The sequence below is a fragment of the Nocardia neocaledoniensis genome, from assembly GCF_003182135.1.
GTDB lineage: Bacteria > Actinomycetota > Actinomycetes > Mycobacteriales > Mycobacteriaceae > Nocardia > Nocardia neocaledoniensis.
This window is the reverse complement of sequence record NZ_QGTL01000011.1, coordinates 203767-218318: the sequence shown is the minus strand read 5'-3', so window position 1 is coordinate 218318 and position 14552 is coordinate 203767. Positions and strand designations below refer to the sequence as shown.

Genomic DNA, 14552 nt, shown 5'->3' with positions numbered 1-14552 from the left:
GTGGACGAGCCGACTCGTTCGGTGACGGCGGCGAGAGCGCACATCCGCGCTGACCCACAGGCCATGTGCTCCTGAGTGACTAAGCCCGTTCCGCGAGAATCAGTTCCGCTTCGCCCGGAGTGCAGGTGAACGCCGCCTGAACGGCAGCGACCGCTTCTGCGTGCTTGCCCTCGGCGACCAGGCGGTCGATCTCGGTCCACCGCTCGTCCGGGGGAGCGACCGACAGATCGAGGCGACGTTCGAGGCGTTCCCACATGCGGGCGACGGTCGGATCGTCGGCGAGCAATCCGCCGAGGTGTGCTTTGAACGCGGGATGTTCGGTGCGGTACATGCCCATCCAGCTGCTCTCCGGCGGGCTGGCCTCGGCATTGGCGGTGCGGTCGGCCAGCTTCAGGATGACGGCGGGCGGGTGCGCGGCGATCTTGCCGTACGCGTTCAGGTTTCGGGCCTTGCGGTCGGGGCCGACGCCCGTCACCGCCCAGACGAGATCGAGAACCTCACGGCCGAAACGCGATTCGATCTCCTCGGCGGTGACGGGCGTGTCCTCGATGACGTCGTGCAGCCAGGCGGCGGCCGCCAGCGCGCCGTCGTACCCGAAGTCGTCGAGCACGGCGCGCACCGCCGCCAGGTGCATGACGTACGGCCGATCGCCGTAGCGCTGCTCGCCGTGCGCCGCGATGGCGAAGACCTGCGCGTCGGTTTCCCGCTGATCGAACTTCATCCCACACCCCCGTGCTCGATATCGATCGTGTCGGGACCGACCCTAGCCGAGGGCACCGACAAGCAGCGCGGATCAGACCGACGCGGGCTTGGCCGCGGTGAGAATCCCGGTCTGGTACCTGCTCTGGCGGTATTCGAGCCCGGTGAATCCGGTCGCTTTCACTCCGTCGGTGTAGCGCCGGATGTCGACCTCCGCGAACGGATCACCGCCGAGCAGCGGCCGCAGGACGCGCCGCATAACGGGCCCCGGCGAGGCATCGGCCAGCAGCAGCGTGCCGCCCGGCCGCAGGACACGCCACATCTCGCCGAGCGCCGCCGACCGCGCCGCGGCGGGAATGTGGTGCATGACGAAAGTGCATGTGACGACATCGAATTCGGCGTCGGCGAACGGGAGATCCTGCGCGGGGCCCCGTTCGTAGCGGTGGTTCGGCGCGAGGTCGCGACGGCGGTTGTCGGCGATCGCGATCTCCGACGGGTCGACTCCGACGGCCGCTCCGCGCTCCCCCACCGCCGTGCCCAGCGCGCGGACGAGTTTGCCGGGGCCGCAGCCGATATCGAGGGCCCGCTGCCCCGGTCCGGCACCGACGGTCCGGACGAATTCGGCGTGCAGGCTGCGCTGCCTGCCGAGGAAGAACGCGGCGGTGAACAGGTTGTAGCGGCGCAGGCCGGCGATGACCAAGCCGGTGTCGCTGTCGTCGACGAACATCGGGGTGCGAAGCTGATTCTGTGGCATGGCTCCATGGTCGGCCGGGGCTCATGCCCCCGACCAGGACCAGAACCACCGGATCTGTCCGTTTCCGGACAGATCTGCCCCCTTCGTCCCGGAGGAACGATGGCCGAGCACACCGACCGCCGCGTGCGCCGTACCAGGGACAACCTGCACCGGGCGCTGATCGAGTTGATGATCGAACGCGGCTACGACCGCGTGACGGTCAGCGACATCATCGATCGCGCCGATGTCGGCCGCTCCACGTTCTACGCGCACTATCGCGACAAGGACGAGCTGCTGCTGCTCAGCTGTACCGAGTTCCTGCGGCGCGAGATCACCGCCACTGCCACACCCGGATCACCGCTGGCGCCGCTGCGGGTGATGTTCCACCTCGCAGGCCGGTATCCCGAGGTGTACCGGCCGCTCATCGGCCCGAAGGCGACCACGACGGTGCTGCACTCGTACCGGCGGGCGGTGGCCGAGCTGATCGGCGAACTGGTCGAGGGCGCGACAACGGACGCGGTGACCTTGCTGTCGTGGGGCGTGCTCGGATTCCTCGGCACGGTGGTCGATCCGGCCGCGCGCACGCCACCCGAGCAGGCGTGGCGGCGCTTCGAAGCGCTGGCCTTGCACGGGATCAGCGGCGGCGCAGATCCGGCCACGGCGGGCGGCGCAGAATCGCCAGCGCCGCGATGACGCCGGTGAGCAGGCCTATCCACTCGCCCAGCTGAGCGATGCGATTCGAGTCGACCGCGGGCACCCAGTCGGCGCGGCCGTCGTGGACGACGAAGATCCCGATCGGGCGGGCCGGGCGGCCGAACCGGCCGCCGCGGGCGACCGTGATCACCGTGCTGCCGTCGGCGGTCTCCAGTGGTTCCCCGAACACCGGCGGCGGCGTGGTGATCACCTGCTCGAGCCGGTCCCTGATCGTCATCCGGAGAACACTACGCCGCGCCACGGCTCCGCCACTTGGCATGATGGTTGGGCCGAGCCGCGACGAGAGGTGCCGAGCCCATGACCAGCACACCGGACGACACGCTGATGACACCGTGGTCGCGTTCCCTCGGACTGCGGGTCCCGGTGGTGAACGCGCCGATGGGCGGCGCGGCGGGCGGACGGCTCGCGGCCGCGGTGAGCGCGGCGGGCGGACTCGGCATGATCGGGATGGGCAGTGCGGGCTCGGTGGCCGCGCTGGAACGCGAACTGGCCGCGGCCGGCGGCGCGACGGTCGGGATCGGCCTGGTCGACTGGGTGCGCGACCGGGAAACCGGGCTGCTGGAAACCGCGATCGCCGCCGAGCCGCGCCTGCTCTCGGTGAGTTTCGGCAGCGACTTCTCGTGGGTGCCGGCGGTTCAGGACGCCGGAATCCTCGCGGTCACCCAGGTCTATGACGTGCCGGGCGCGCATCGAGCGCAGGAGGCGGGCATCGACGTGCTGGTCGTGCGCGGCAGCGAGGGCGGCGGGCACGGCGCCGACCGGCTCGCGCTGCTGCCGCTGCTCGACGCCGTGCTCGAGACCGCGACGGTGCCGGTCCTCGCGGCAGGCGGGATCGGCTCGGGGCGCACGCTGGCCGCCGTGCTGGCGGCGGGCGCCGCGGGCGCGTGGCTGGGGACCTGTCTGGCCGCGGCCGAGGAGTCGCTGCTGCCGGAGAACGCGCGGCGGGCGATGCTCGCGGCCGACTCGACGCACACCGTCGTGACCACCGTGTTCGACGAGGTGCTCGACCTGCCGTGGCCGCCGATCTACCCGGCGCGGGTGCTGCGCAACGACGTCACCGATCCGTGGTCACGGCCGGAATTCGACGAGGCGCGGCCCAGTGCCGAGATGCTGCGCGCGGCCATGGACACCGACGACGTCACCATCGCGCCGGTCGACGCGGGCCAGGGCGTCGGTCTGATCACCCACATCGAGCCCGCCGCGGCCGTCATCGACCGGATGTGCGCGAACGCGGCGGAACTGCTGCGACGCTGACTGCACCGAACTACCCGATCGTGCCGACCGTCCGCACCGGGTCGTTCAGCCAGGCCTGCTCGAGCTGGATCGTCTCCTCGGTGCGCCACCTGGCTTGCCAGATCGGCACTCCCCCGGTGAGATCGGTGTCGCGCGGAGTCGTCAGGATCGGCAGCTCCAACCGCGCCGCGCGCACGGTGACCGTGGCATTCGCCGGCGCGTGGGACCAGACGTCGTCGACGACATCGGTGATGCGGATGCCGAGACGATGACCGGCGGTCAGGCGGGCGTCCTGCCAGAGCATCCGGATCTCCGCGCGCGGGGTCACGGGGGCGATGCCCCGGGTGATGACGGTCGCGCGGCCGTCGGGGGCGATGTCGTAGAGCTCCAGGGCGACAGTGGCATTCGGCGGTCCGGCCAGTTCCATGGTCGCGGTGGCGCGGCCGGCCAGGTGCAGGGTGTCGGCGACGGGCGCCGAGACGGACCAGATCTCGCGATCGGGGCCGGGCAACAGCCCGCGATCCCGGTATTCGCCGGTGCGCAGCTCGACGCCGACGCGCCGGGTGTCGGCCGGCGGCCAGACCTCCTCGCTGCGCCAGCCGCCCTCGAACTGCCCGACCGTGACCGGCGGCCCCGGCACCTCCACGTCGGCGCCGGCGACGTGCCGGTCCAGGAACGCGGCCAGTTCGTCGTTGAAGTGCGGTGTGCCGCAGCGGCTGCGGCAGTCCGAGTGACCCCACTGCCCGAACCAGCCGCGGTGCTCGCCCGGCCCCATCGCCTGCCAGGCGTCGATGACCCGGTCGGCTCTGGTGTTGGAGTCGAGGAAGCTCTGACCGAGGAACAGCGGAATCGTGTTGCCGCGCAGGTCCTCGACGACGTCGCGATCGCGCCAGCCCGGGTTGGCGGGATCATGGTCGGTGGTGAGGGCGAGGTAGCTGTCCATGCACGCCTGGGTCATCTGGACGGCGTTGGCCTGGTATTCGGGTGAGTCGTCCCAGCGGCCCGGGGTATGGGCGATGGCGAGGTGTTCGGGGCCGGCGAAATCGGCGGGACGCAGACCGTCCTCGGTCAGCGGCTTTCCGCCGAACTTCCACGAGATGCCCTGCATGTACAGGTAGGTGTACGGATCGACGACCGGTTCGAACGCCGCGACGGCGGCCAAGCCCTTCGGCTTCGCGGCAAGGGCGAGCATGCCGGTCCAGCCCTCGTACGAGGTGCCGACCACGCCGACCCGCCCGGTGGACCACGGCCTGCTCGCGGCCCATTCGACCGCGGTCGCGACGTCGGCCTGCTCGCCGGGGCCGCCGAAGTCGGGGCAGCCGTTCGACCCGCCGAAGCCGCGCAGGTCGGCGATCACGTAGGTATAGCCCGCCCGCAACGCCCACTCCACGGGCAGGTTGTCGGTCGAGGGGCCGCCCTCGGGACGCGGTTGGGTGAGGTAGGCGGTGTGCGAGCGGTACGGGCTCGCGGTCAGCAGGACCGGGGTCCGCGCGTCGTCGGCCAGTCCCGCCGGTCGCAGGATGTCCATGTGCAAGCGCGTGCCGTCCGCCGCGGTCACGTACTCCTGTGTCCACGTGAACGCCGCGTTCACCGGCTCCGCCGACACCGGCGACGCCGTACCCAGCACCAACGCCACACCGGCGACGACTCGCGCCGCCATCACACCCCATCGCACCAGTGGACTATCGCCGTCCGCCGCCCCCGCGTCCAGCCCCGAGATCCAGGGGCCGGGGCGTGTCGCGTCAGGGCTGGGGGCGGACGGTGAGAATCTGCTCGGCCACACCCACCGGCCCGTGGATGTCGTGCAGGACCGTGCTGGTCAGTCCCTGCCCGGCGGTGCCGAAAGTGACGCTGGTGTCGAGGCCGGTCCAGGTGCCCTCCGGCTGGCGGTACAGGTGGATGGTGAGGTCGAGGTTGGGGAACATCCACTTCGTCGGCTCCTGCCGGACGGCGATGCCGTTCGCGGTGTCGACCAGCGCGATGTACGACGCCGGTGGGCCGGCTGTCTCACCCGCCACGAGGTCGAGGGGCGACTGGATCCAGGCGGTGGTCCGGCCCGGCTGCGGGCGGTCGACGGGACGGAAATCGACCGAGGCGATGTATCCGCCCGACCACACCGAGGTGAGCGGCCACGGCGACAGTGTCTCCGGCGCGGGCAGCCGGTCGGGTTCCCCGCCCGCGACACTGTCGGTGTTCTGGGTGCTCAGCATCCAGGCGCGGGCGCTCACGACGCTGCGCCCGGCGATGGTGACGGTGGCCTCGACGAGTTCGATCGTGCGCCCCGGCCGAACGGTGCGGACCTCGATGTCGAACTCCTCGAAACCGATCACGCCCAGGATGTCGAAACTGATCCGGCTCAGCACCAGCGTGGAGTCCGCGGGCCGGGCGCGCTGGATCTCGTGGACGATCAGGCCCGCGACGGGACTGAAGTGCTGCTCGTCGTCGTTCCAGGCGCCACCCGCGTGGGCGGTCGGCACGAAGCGGTGGGTGCCGATTCTCCGGAAGTAGCTGGTCGCGGTCGTGTCCGTCACATTTCTCAACCTACGGGTCGAGTTTTCATCCCACCAGTCGACTGAGCATCCTTGTGGTTGATTTCACAAGGTCCCGGTCGCGACCGATGGGTCGATTCACGGGGCTCATCGCGGACCGGCCGGCGACCGCCCCGGATATGATCGGCCGATGACTTCGATCGCGGACGAGAGCGTGGCGGCCGGTGGTCGCGCCGCGAGACGACGCGATCGCCGCAAGGCGGAGATGATCGACGCGGCGCTGCAGATCCTGGTGAGCAGCGGCTACCAGGGCATGCGATTCGAGGACGTCGCCGAACGCTCCGACATCGCGAAAGCCACCCTCTACCACTACTTCTCCAGCAAGGACGCGCTCGTCGCCGCGGCGCTGGAGAAGCTGACCGCCGACGTACTGACCCACCTCGGCGACGCGCTCGACGCCGCGGCCGGGCAGCCGGCGACCGAGCGGCTCCGCTCGCTGGTCGCCGCGCAACTGCGCGTGCTGACGGTGCTGTATCCCGAAGTGGGCACGCTCTTCTCGTTCCCCGCGCCGTGGCCGGCCGAGCACACCGAGTCGATCAAGGCCATGCGCAGGCGGCACGACCGGATCTTCCGCGAGGTCGTCGACGAGGGCGTCGCGGAGGGCGAATTCGATTGCCCCGACCCGGCGGTGGCGCTGCACTGCCTGCACGGCATCCTCAACCACGCCTCGATCTGGCTCCGCCCGGACACCGATCCCGAGGGCCGCACCCGCGACGCGGTCGTCGACGAGGCGATGCGCCTGTTCGTCCGGAGCTAACCGAGATCGTCTCGATGTGGCGACCTCGGTGCGGATTTCGGGGTGTCGGACCCTAGGAGTAGGTTCTCCGGCACGGATGGGGGAATCCTCGTCCGCAACGGGAGGGAATCGTCGTGGCCGAGCCGAGGACCCATCACTATCACTTCGCGCATCAGGTGCTGCCGAACCTCGCGCAGCGGCTGGGTACGCGCATGGTCACCGAAGAGCCGCCGCTCGGCTACACCGAACAGCTGAAAGGCCTGTGGGACAGCATCGGCGAACGACTTCCCGCCGAAGACCGGCTGCCGAGCGCGGGCATCACCGGGCACCGTGTCGACGCCGAGGGTCTCCGCCTGCTGCTCGTGCAACTCCCCACCCCGGCCGCGCCCGCCGAAGCGCATTTCGTCGCGGTGGTCCTGCCCGAGAATTCCGACGACGTCCGCGTGTTCACCCTCGAGCGGGCCACCTTCCAACCGGCCGATCGTGACGACGCCACGATGCTCGGATCCTGGGCGGACCGAAGCCATTTCAATCTCGGACCCGGACCGCACCCTGAGCCCACCGCCTTCATCGCCGCCATCCACGCCAAACTCGCCGCCCCATAGCCGCGCGAATTCCGTTCTTCCGCAGCGCCGTCACGCGTTCCGGCGGCGTCGGTAGTAGGCGACGGTGACGGTGGCGAGCAGCGGGCCCCACAGCAGGAGCGGGGCATAACTGACGTAATAGATCGCCGTTTCCCAGCCGCCCGCTCGGGCGGGTGAGTCCGCGGGAGTCGGATCGCCGCGCAGGGTGACGCCGGCGAAGTCGGTGAGGAACGCGGCGGTCCACATGATCGTCAGCGTCGCGGCACCGAGCGCGGCCGGGACCACCGCCACCGGCGTCGGGATCCTTCGCCCGCGCAGCCACGGAAACCAGCGCGGGAACCGCTCGCCCCAGACAGCGATCAGCCCGATCGCGGTGAACGCCAACAGTTCCGACACGATCGACAGGGCGATCACGTACAGCTCGCCGGGAATCCACGACGGAAGATCCCCGCGCTTGGTCGCGGTCTCGTCGTCGAGAAAGGCGACGCCTATCCGCCAGAGGCTGGACGGGAGGGCTGTCAGCGGCACAGCCAGGGCAGCGATCGTGGCCCAGCGCGGAACTCCCGCCACCGGCGTGTGCATGCTCCGCCAGGCGATGCGGAGCCGCTCGGCGGGCACCGGCGGGCCGGTCAGCGTGGTCATCGCAGCCACTTCGTCACCACGGCGACAGGACGGAGCTGCCCACATTCGGGCAGCCGGGGGTCGAACATCAGGGCCTCCATTATCGGAACTCTCAGTTTCGTAATCATGGTGCCACATGATCAGCCACGCTGCTTGCGGCCCCGGTCACACCCCGACCGCCCTGGTCGCCGGCGACACGGATTCATCGGCGCGGGCGGACTCGACCTCGCGGTGCGACCTCGGCTGGGGACCCCACCACTCAGCAGTCGTTCGGCGCCGGTTTCGCGCTGAATCGGTCGGCCAGATAGCTCAGTACTGCCGGCAGGCCGAACATGGCTTCGGTCCCGTGCTCACCGATCGGGTTCTCGACGTACCGCACGGGAATCCCAGCGGCGCAGTACTTTCCGGCGAGCGCCCGCGCCGAGTCGATGGGCGCGAACTCGTCGGCGATCGCGTGGTGGATCAGCACCGGCACGGTGGGTGCGCCGGGGCGGAACAAGGGACTGGCCCCGCGCACGACCTCGCTCAGTGCAGGATTGTTCGTGATCGAGCCGGGCCAGGCCTCCAACTCCGCCGCATCGAGGAAGGGGTACCTCAGCGCAGCGTCGAGCAGGCAATCATTCTGGCTCGCAGCCAATTTCGCGCGGCCCGACTCGTTGAGGTACTGGGCCACGTCCGCATCAGGGTAGGACCGGTTCAACCCGACCAGGCCGACCACCGCCGCCCCACCCGCGATCCCACCGCTGAAGCCGGACATCGTGGACTCCAGATCGGCGACTGTTCCACCGAGCGCCACACCGGCCAACGGCAACTCGGGCGCGTACGCGGCCTGCGACTGCGCCGCGACAGCGGTCGCCTGCGCTCCACCGGAGTAGCCCCACATGCCGATCGGCGCCGCGGGGTCGATCGCCGCGGGCCCGAACGCCCTGGCGGCGCGAATGCCGTCGAGCACGCCGTGGGCGTAACCCTCGGCACCGAACAGATCGGAGTCCGGCCCCTGATAGTCCGGAACAACCAGCGCCCACCCCTGCTCCAGGGCGAACCTGATCATCCCCGTCTCGGAGTACGCATTGCTCGGAACGCCATCGACCCCGCCACGCAGCGCGTACGAGGGTGCGCATCTCGCGCCGACACCGTCCTCGGCGACCTGATACGACAGCAACGGCCGTGGCCCGGCACCGTTCCACTCTCCGTGCGGCACCAGAACTGTCGCGACGTAGGCGCGCGGTTCGCCGTGATTGTCGACCGTCTTGTACCGCACCTGCCAAGCATCGGCGGGCAACGGCAGTCCGTACGACTCCGGCTCGACCGGCCGCGACCCGAGCACCGCCCCGTTGGCCAAGCCCGCGAGCCCAGCCGGCTCGACGTAGAACGAATCCTGTTCCGGCGCAGGCACCGCCGTGGCCCACCCCGCACACATCGTCACCAACGCGAGAACCGAGGCGACCGCCATGGCACCGATCGTGACCTCTCCTGGCATCCGCATATCCACTCCCCCCGAGAACATGTTCCAGTCCGCGCCGGAGAGCGTACTGGCCCGAGAGGGACGGCGTGCCCGAACAGGGAAGGGTCATCCGAATCGCGCCGAGGGAACGATCACCGAACCGGAGAGCTCAGAGTTCGCGGTGGCGAACCGAGAACCAGACCCGATGCCGAACCGCAGCTAGGGCAGCAGCATTCACACGAGAGACGCGACCTTTGTCGCCAGTTTCGGGCCTCCACCCGGAACCGGGTATGTACTGTGGCTGCCTTCAGGGGGATACGCGGGAGGGCGCCCCACCCAAGGAGGGAGCCGACAGATGGGCGGCGTCATGCCAAACAAAACTGCAACGTGTTCACCCAGGAAGCGCGGTCAGTTGCGCTCGGTTCTGATCGCGGTTTCGGCCGTGTTTTGCTGCACCAGCACGCCCATGGCGATCGGGAACGCGGCTCCGCTGACAACTCCGCAGCACGACCCGTTCTACACCCCGCCGTCGGGCTGGGAGACGGAAGTGCCTGGCACCATCCTGAATTCGCGCCCGGTCGAAGTGGCCTCGCTGGGTCCACAGGCGCAGGACGCCGATGCGTGGCAGTTGCTGTATCGCACCACCGATACCGACGGCCGACCCATGGCGACCGTGACGACCGTGCTGCGTCCGCGCACCGGACAGGTCAAAGGATTGATCAGCTATCAGCCCGCCACAGATGCGTCGGCGCCGCAATGCGCGCCGTCGTACGTACTCAGGCAGGGAGCGCCGGACAAGTACGATGCCTCACTGGATTTCATGCAGATCGACCAGATGTTGACATCAGGTCACGCGATTTCCGTCCCGGACTGGGAGGGGCCGAAGGGGGCGATGTTCACCCCGCGCCAGCCGGGTTACGCCGCGCTCGACGGGGTGCGCGCGGCCGAGGCTTTCGCACCGCTCGGCCTGTCCGGCACCGACACTCCCGTCGCGGCGATGGGCTATTCCGGTGGGTCGTACGGCACCAGCTGGGTCGCGCAGACGCAACCGACCTACGCGCCCGAACTACGGCTGGTGGGAGTCGCCATGGGTGGCTGGACGGCACCCATCGCCCCCTACCTGGCGACGCTCGACGGCGGTCCGTTCTCCGGCTTCCTGCCGTCGCTGCTGCCCGGCATGATGCGCGCCGATCCGCTGCTGGCGGCCGCGTTCGACAAGTATCTGACGCCGGCCGGGCGCGCCCTGATGGCCGCGGGTGACAGCAAGTGCGTCACGCCGAACGTCGCTCAGCACGCCTTCGTACGCATGGACGACCACCTCACGATCCCCTTCTCGCGACTGCTGGAGGAGGTACAGGGATCCTTGGCCGCGCTGGACTTCAGCCCCGGTGCCTCGACCCCACCGATGTACCTCTACAACGCCGTACACGACGAGATCGTCACCATCGCGGCACCCGACAAGGCGGTGGCACAATGGTGCGCGGCGGGAGCGCCGATCACCTACACGCGAGACCAGCTGAGCGAACACGTCAGCCTCCAGATGGCGGCGACGACCGCAGTCCTGCGCTGGATCGATGAACGCCTCGCCGGACAGGCCGCGCCGGACGGCTGCTCGACACGCACGGTGCAGTCCATGGCGCTCGATACTCCCTGACGCGACCTCCCGGCCGCAGACAGATGAGTCCGCCCGTTCCGTGATCACGGAACGGGCGGACTCGGGTACTGCCGCGGACGTCAGCCCATCACGACGATTTGGATGATCGGTCGCTCCTCGATCAGCCAAGCCTGGTGAACCGTAGCGTGCGCTTCAGTGGCTGCCGTAGGGCTCGATCGACAAGGCCACTGACTGTTCCGGTCAGCGCGGTATGCGCCAGAAGAGTGCGCTTGTCCCGGGATCGACGTGGTCAATCGGTCGAAAAGAAGAGGGTGTCCGCGACAGACCAACTGGGACCTCGTTCCTGCTCGCGCAGCCAGGTCTCGTGCTCGAATTCCAGCTTCTCCACCAGGGTGGTGAGATCGTCGACGAAGTCTTGATCGATCTTGTCGATGACCGCCCGATAGGCCTCGGCGACAGCTTTCGCTCGTGACCGTGCCAGGTGGCCGACCTCGGGGTGTCCCTCCAGCGAACCCGGTATCCGGAAGGGGATTTCGGCCGGCGGCCCGGCAAACAGGAACCCGAACGAACACAGTTCCTGGGGCACGCCACAGCGTTGAAGTTCCTTGTCCAGCTCGAAGAAGTACGAGATGGGGTTGCGAAAGTACCCGACCTCAGCGGGATCGGAACCAACGCTGGCGATGATGATCTGCAGCGCGGCGTGATACGCGCAGCCTGCGCATTCTCCTGGCGTATCGGCCCGACCACGGACCAGGTGATCGAGCGCGTCGGGTATGGACAGATCCCAGAAGATGTCTTGGTGATCGAGTGTGTCCTGATAGGCGGTTGCTCGATCCTTCATCGTGTCGAGGGCACGCACCTGATTCGCGGTCAATGATGTTGCGCCGATGAACGAAAGAACGTTGTCGAGCCTTGCGCTACGCAACTCGATGCAGTGACTACCCATGCGCCCATGGTCGCAAGGCGCACCGACAAGAACGGGCGCTGGGATGCTCGCTCATCGGTATGAGCGGACGTTCGCCCGCGCGGGCAAGTGTCGGCGCCTCGCGCACCGAAGGAATTGCCGGGCCGTTCAACCGATTGTCTGACCCACCACCAGGCCTGGACCCAGAACTCGCACTACGGCATCCGCGATCGCCGGACACGGATAGCGGCCGCCGCCGAGCTTGTAACCGACCGATACGAAAGCCTGCACCGGGTGCACAGGGCCGTCGTCGGGATCAGCGAGCGTATCGGCGAACAACGGCCGGGATTGTGGGCGGGCTAGCGCGAAACAGGTCAGCTGGATTCGGCTGTCCTCCATCCAGAAGTATTTCAGCACTTCGGGATTGCTGAAGTCGAGCTGGTCGAAGACGATGGCGAGGTCCTCTCGACTGTACGGGGCGGCGGAGAGTGCGACCGCGATATCCTCCGGGTCGCTCCCTGTAGCCAGCACCCGGCCCGACTCCAAGGCTTGGCCCCATGGTGGCACCTGGTCTTCTTCCCACTCGGCACGTTCGGTGGTGTCGGTGGTTCGTTCGCCGCCCACGGTCAGCGAACCGTCGCGGACACTCCGTCGTATATCGCCGAGAATCCCGACATAGGGTAGTTCGGCATTGGCGGACAGGTCTCCGGCGACCAGTGTCCAGGGCGCGCACGCCACCTGATACCGAATCATGCTCGCCGCCAACTCGGCGAAGTCTGCCGCCTTCGGAAGGCTTGCCTCGTATGGGGCGAGGAATTGGTCGGTCCAGGTACCCATTCACAAGACCTTGCCAGGCGCTGGTACCCGCACTGAAATCGGCACTATGGGGCTTCGACCTCCGGCACTACCTGGCCTCGCTGCTGATCGCCGGCGGCGCGAATATCAAGGTCTTGCACGCCCGACTGCGGCACGCGACTGCCAAGACGACGCTCGACACCTTCGGTCACTTGTGGCCGGATACAGACGAGTCCACCCGCCGCATGATCGCGTCTGTGATCACGGAGCGGGTGGACTCGAAACCGCTTACTGCGTACCCACTGCGGACGGAACGGGCCAATCAGGCCCGTTCCCGCAGGTCAGGCTTACACGTCGTAGTACAGCTCGAACTCGTACGGGTGCGGACGCAGGTTCACCGGGGCGATCTCGTTGTCGCGCTTGAGCTGGATCCAGGTCTCGATCAGGTCCTCGGTGAAGACGTTGCCTTCGGTGAGGTAGTCGTGATCGTTCTCCAGGCGGTCGATGACCGCGGCCAGGCTGGTGGGGGCCTGCGGGATGTTCTTGGCCTCCTCCGGCGGGAGCTCGTAGAGGTCCTTGTCGACCGGGGCCATCGGCTCGATCTTGTTCTTGATGCCGTCCAGGCCGGCCATCATCATGGCGGCGAAGGCCAGGTACGGGTTGCCCGAGGAGTCCGGCGCGCGGAACTCGATGCGCTTGGCCTTCGGGTTGTTGCCGGTGACCGGGATGCGAACCGCGGCGGAGCGGTTGCGCTGCGAGTACACCAGGTTGATGGGGGCCTCGTAGCCCGGCACCAGACGGTGGTAGGAGTTGATGGTCGGGTTGGTGAACGCCAGCAGCGACGGGGCGTGGTGCAGGATGCCGCCGATGTAGTGACGCGCCAGATCCGAGAGACCACCGTAGCCGGCCTCGTCGTGGAACAGCGGCTTGCCGTCCTTCCACAGCGACTGGTGCACGTGCATGCCCGAGCCGTTGTCGCCGAAGAGCGGCTTCGGCATGAAGGTGACGGACTTGCCTTCCTGCCACGCGGTGTTCTTCACGATGTACTTGAACAGCTGCAGGTCGTCCGCGGCGGACAGCAGGGTGCCGAACTTGTAGTTGATCTCGGCCTGACCGGCGGTGCCGACCTCGTGGTGGCCGCGCTCGAGCTCGAAGCCCGCGTTCTGCAGGTTGGTCGAGATCTTGTCGCGCAGGTCGACGTAGTGGTCGTACGGGGCGACGGGGAAGTAGCCACCCTTGTTGCGGACCTTGTAGCCCAGGTTGCGCGAACCGTCCGGGTTGAACTCCTTGCCGGTGTTCCACGAGCCGGAGACGGACTCGATCTCGTAGAACGAGCCGTTCATGCCCGAGCCGTAGCGGATGCCGTCGAAGATGTAGAACTCGGCCTCGGCACCGAAGTAAGCGGTGTCGGCGATGCCGGTCGAACGCAGGTACTCCTCCGCCTTGCGCGCGATGTTGCGCGGGTCGCGGGAGTAGGCCTCGCGGGTGAACGGGTCGTGCACGAAGAAGTTCAGGTTGAGCGTCTTCGCGGCACGGAACGGGTCGATGCGAGCGGTGCTGAAGTCGGGGAGCAGCAGCATGTCCGACTCGTCGATCGACTGGAAGCCACGCACCGAGGAGCCGTCGAACGCCAGACCCTCTTCGGCCAGGTCGGCGGTGAACGCCTTGGCCGGGATCGAGAAGTGCTGCTGAACGCCGGGAAGGTCGGAGAAGCGGATATCGACGTACTCGATGTCCTGTTCCTTGATGTACTGAATGACCTCTTCGGCCGTGCTGAACGTCACTTGTTCTCCTTACGGATCGGTTCCCAGCCGTTCACGATGCATGGGTTCGTCGCGACCTGACGGTATGGACGCGGTGTTTCCCTACAGTCAAGGCTGTGTTTCGCCAGTGTTACGCGTGCCGGATTCCGGGTGATGTCTGCC

General features: G+C 68.3%; 15 protein-coding genes. 5 read left to right on the top strand and 10 right to left on the bottom strand.

Going from position 1 to position 14552, the window contains the following annotated elements; genetic code table 11:
- Positions 1 to 79: 79 nt before the first annotated feature.
- Positions 80 to 721: an HD domain-containing protein gene (locus DFR69_RS26255; RefSeq protein ID WP_110040298.1), complete on the bottom strand. Its 642-nt coding sequence runs from the start codon at positions 719 to 721 to the stop codon at positions 80 to 82.
- A 72-nt stretch (positions 722 to 793) separates the two neighbouring features.
- A complete protein-coding gene (locus tag DFR69_RS26250) occupies positions 794 to 1453 on the bottom strand; it encodes a class I SAM-dependent methyltransferase (protein ID WP_244198470.1) in 660 nt (219 codons plus the stop codon).
- A gap of 99 nt (positions 1454 to 1552) precedes the next feature.
- Here DFR69_RS26250 and DFR69_RS26245 point away from each other — a divergent pair, with 99 nt between their 5' ends.
- On the top strand, positions 1553 to 2125 hold the full coding sequence (locus DFR69_RS26245) for a TetR/AcrR family transcriptional regulator (protein WP_110040296.1): 573 nt from the start codon (positions 1553 to 1555) through the stop codon (positions 2123 to 2125).
- Here the strand turns inward: DFR69_RS26245 and DFR69_RS26240 are convergent.
- A complete protein-coding gene (locus DFR69_RS26240; RefSeq protein WP_110040295.1) occupies positions 2067 to 2363 on the bottom strand; it encodes a hypothetical protein in 297 nt (98 codons plus the stop codon). The genes DFR69_RS26245 and DFR69_RS26240 overlap by 59 nt on opposite strands.
- An 80-nt stretch (positions 2364 to 2443) precedes the next feature.
- Between DFR69_RS26240 and DFR69_RS26235 the strand changes: the two genes are divergently transcribed.
- Complete coding sequence (locus DFR69_RS26235; protein WP_110040294.1) at positions 2444 to 3400, top strand: NAD(P)H-dependent flavin oxidoreductase; 957 nt, start codon at positions 2444 to 2446, stop codon at positions 3398 to 3400.
- 10 nt (positions 3401 to 3410) lie between these two features.
- Here DFR69_RS26235 and DFR69_RS26230 read toward each other — a convergent pair whose 3' ends face one another.
- Positions 3411 to 5054, bottom strand: a complete 1644-nt coding sequence (locus tag DFR69_RS26230; RefSeq protein WP_244198469.1) for a CocE/NonD family hydrolase — start codon at positions 5052 to 5054, stop codon at positions 3411 to 3413.
- A gap of 67 nt (positions 5055 to 5121) precedes the next feature.
- Positions 5122 to 5910, bottom strand: coding sequence for a thioesterase family protein (locus DFR69_RS26225; RefSeq protein ID WP_110040292.1), 789 nt, complete (start codon positions 5908 to 5910; stop codon positions 5122 to 5124).
- 148 nt (positions 5911 to 6058) lie between these two features.
- Between DFR69_RS26225 and DFR69_RS26220 the strand changes: the two genes are divergently transcribed.
- Together DFR69_RS26220 and DFR69_RS26215 are read left to right on the top strand one after the other, a co-directional pair.
- Positions 6059 to 6685: a TetR/AcrR family transcriptional regulator gene (locus tag DFR69_RS26220; RefSeq protein ID WP_110040291.1), complete on the top strand. Its 627-nt coding sequence runs from the start codon at positions 6059 to 6061 to the stop codon at positions 6683 to 6685.
- 113 nt (positions 6686 to 6798) lie between these two features.
- Positions 6799 to 7269, top strand: a complete 471-nt coding sequence (locus DFR69_RS26215; RefSeq protein ID WP_110040290.1) for a hypothetical protein — start codon at positions 6799 to 6801, stop codon at positions 7267 to 7269.
- Between the two features lie 30 nt (positions 7270 to 7299).
- Here DFR69_RS26215 and DFR69_RS26210 read toward each other — a convergent pair whose 3' ends face one another.
- Together DFR69_RS26210 and DFR69_RS26205 are read right to left on the bottom strand one after the other, a co-directional pair.
- Complete coding sequence (locus tag DFR69_RS26210) at positions 7300 to 7890, bottom strand: hypothetical protein (RefSeq protein WP_110040289.1); 591 nt, start codon at positions 7888 to 7890, stop codon at positions 7300 to 7302.
- 238 nt (positions 7891 to 8128) lie between these two features.
- Positions 8129 to 9355 (bottom strand): lipase family protein, encoded by a 1227-nt coding sequence (locus DFR69_RS26205; protein ID WP_244198468.1) that lies wholly within the window; start codon positions 9353 to 9355, stop codon positions 8129 to 8131.
- Between the two features lie 313 nt (positions 9356 to 9668).
- Between DFR69_RS26205 and DFR69_RS26200 the strand changes: the two genes are divergently transcribed.
- Positions 9669 to 10967, top strand: coding sequence for a lipase family protein (locus DFR69_RS26200; RefSeq protein ID WP_244198467.1), 1299 nt, complete (start codon positions 9669 to 9671; stop codon positions 10965 to 10967).
- 250 nt (positions 10968 to 11217) lie between these two features.
- Here DFR69_RS26200 and DFR69_RS26195 read toward each other — a convergent pair whose 3' ends face one another.
- From DFR69_RS26195 to glnA, 3 genes are all read right to left on the bottom strand, one after another.
- Positions 11218 to 11874, bottom strand: a complete 657-nt coding sequence (locus DFR69_RS26195) for a DUF7691 family protein (protein ID WP_146229430.1) — start codon at positions 11872 to 11874, stop codon at positions 11218 to 11220.
- Between the two features lie 126 nt (positions 11875 to 12000).
- Positions 12001 to 12669 (bottom strand): hypothetical protein, encoded by a 669-nt coding sequence (locus tag DFR69_RS26190; RefSeq protein ID WP_146229429.1) that lies wholly within the window; start codon positions 12667 to 12669, stop codon positions 12001 to 12003.
- Positions 12670 to 12974: 305 nt separating this feature from the next.
- Positions 12975 to 14411, bottom strand: a complete 1437-nt coding sequence (glnA, locus tag DFR69_RS26180; RefSeq protein ID WP_110040285.1) for a type I glutamate--ammonia ligase — start codon at positions 14409 to 14411, stop codon at positions 12975 to 12977.
- Positions 14412 to 14552 lie beyond the last annotated feature (141 nt).

Excerpts from the sequence above, each read along its gene's own strand:
- DFR69_RS26190 (WP_146229429.1), bottom strand. The coding sequence starts at position 12,669 with ATGGGTACCTGGACCGACCAATTCCTCGCCCCATACGAGGCAAGCCTT.
- DFR69_RS26205 (WP_244198468.1), bottom strand. The coding sequence starts at position 9,355 with ATGCGGATGCCAGGAGAGGTCACGATCGGTGCCATGGCGGTCGCCTCG.
- DFR69_RS26220 (WP_110040291.1), top strand. The coding sequence starts at position 6,059 with ATGACTTCGATCGCGGACGAGAGCGTGGCGGCCGGTGGTCGCGCCGCG.
- DFR69_RS26210 (WP_110040289.1), bottom strand. The coding sequence starts at position 7,890 with ATGACCACGCTGACCGGCCCGCCGGTGCCCGCCGAGCGGCTCCGCATC.
- DFR69_RS26200 (WP_244198467.1), top strand. The coding sequence starts at position 9,669 with ATGGGCGGCGTCATGCCAAACAAAACTGCAACGTGTTCACCCAGGAAG.
- DFR69_RS26240 (WP_110040295.1), bottom strand. The coding sequence starts at position 2,363 with ATGACGATCAGGGACCGGCTCGAGCAGGTGATCACCACGCCGCCGCCG.
- DFR69_RS26245 (WP_110040296.1), top strand. The coding sequence starts at position 1,553 with ATGGCCGAGCACACCGACCGCCGCGTGCGCCGTACCAGGGACAACCTG.
- DFR69_RS26250 (WP_244198470.1), bottom strand. The coding sequence starts at position 1,453 with ATGCCACAGAATCAGCTTCGCACCCCGATGTTCGTCGACGACAGCGAC.
- DFR69_RS26195 (WP_146229430.1), bottom strand. The coding sequence starts at position 11,874 with ATGGGTAGTCACTGCATCGAGTTGCGTAGCGCAAGGCTCGACAACGTT.
- DFR69_RS26255 (WP_110040298.1), bottom strand. The coding sequence starts at position 721 with ATGAAGTTCGATCAGCGGGAAACCGACGCGCAGGTCTTCGCCATCGCG.
- DFR69_RS26235 (WP_110040294.1), top strand. The coding sequence starts at position 2,444 with ATGACCAGCACACCGGACGACACGCTGATGACACCGTGGTCGCGTTCC.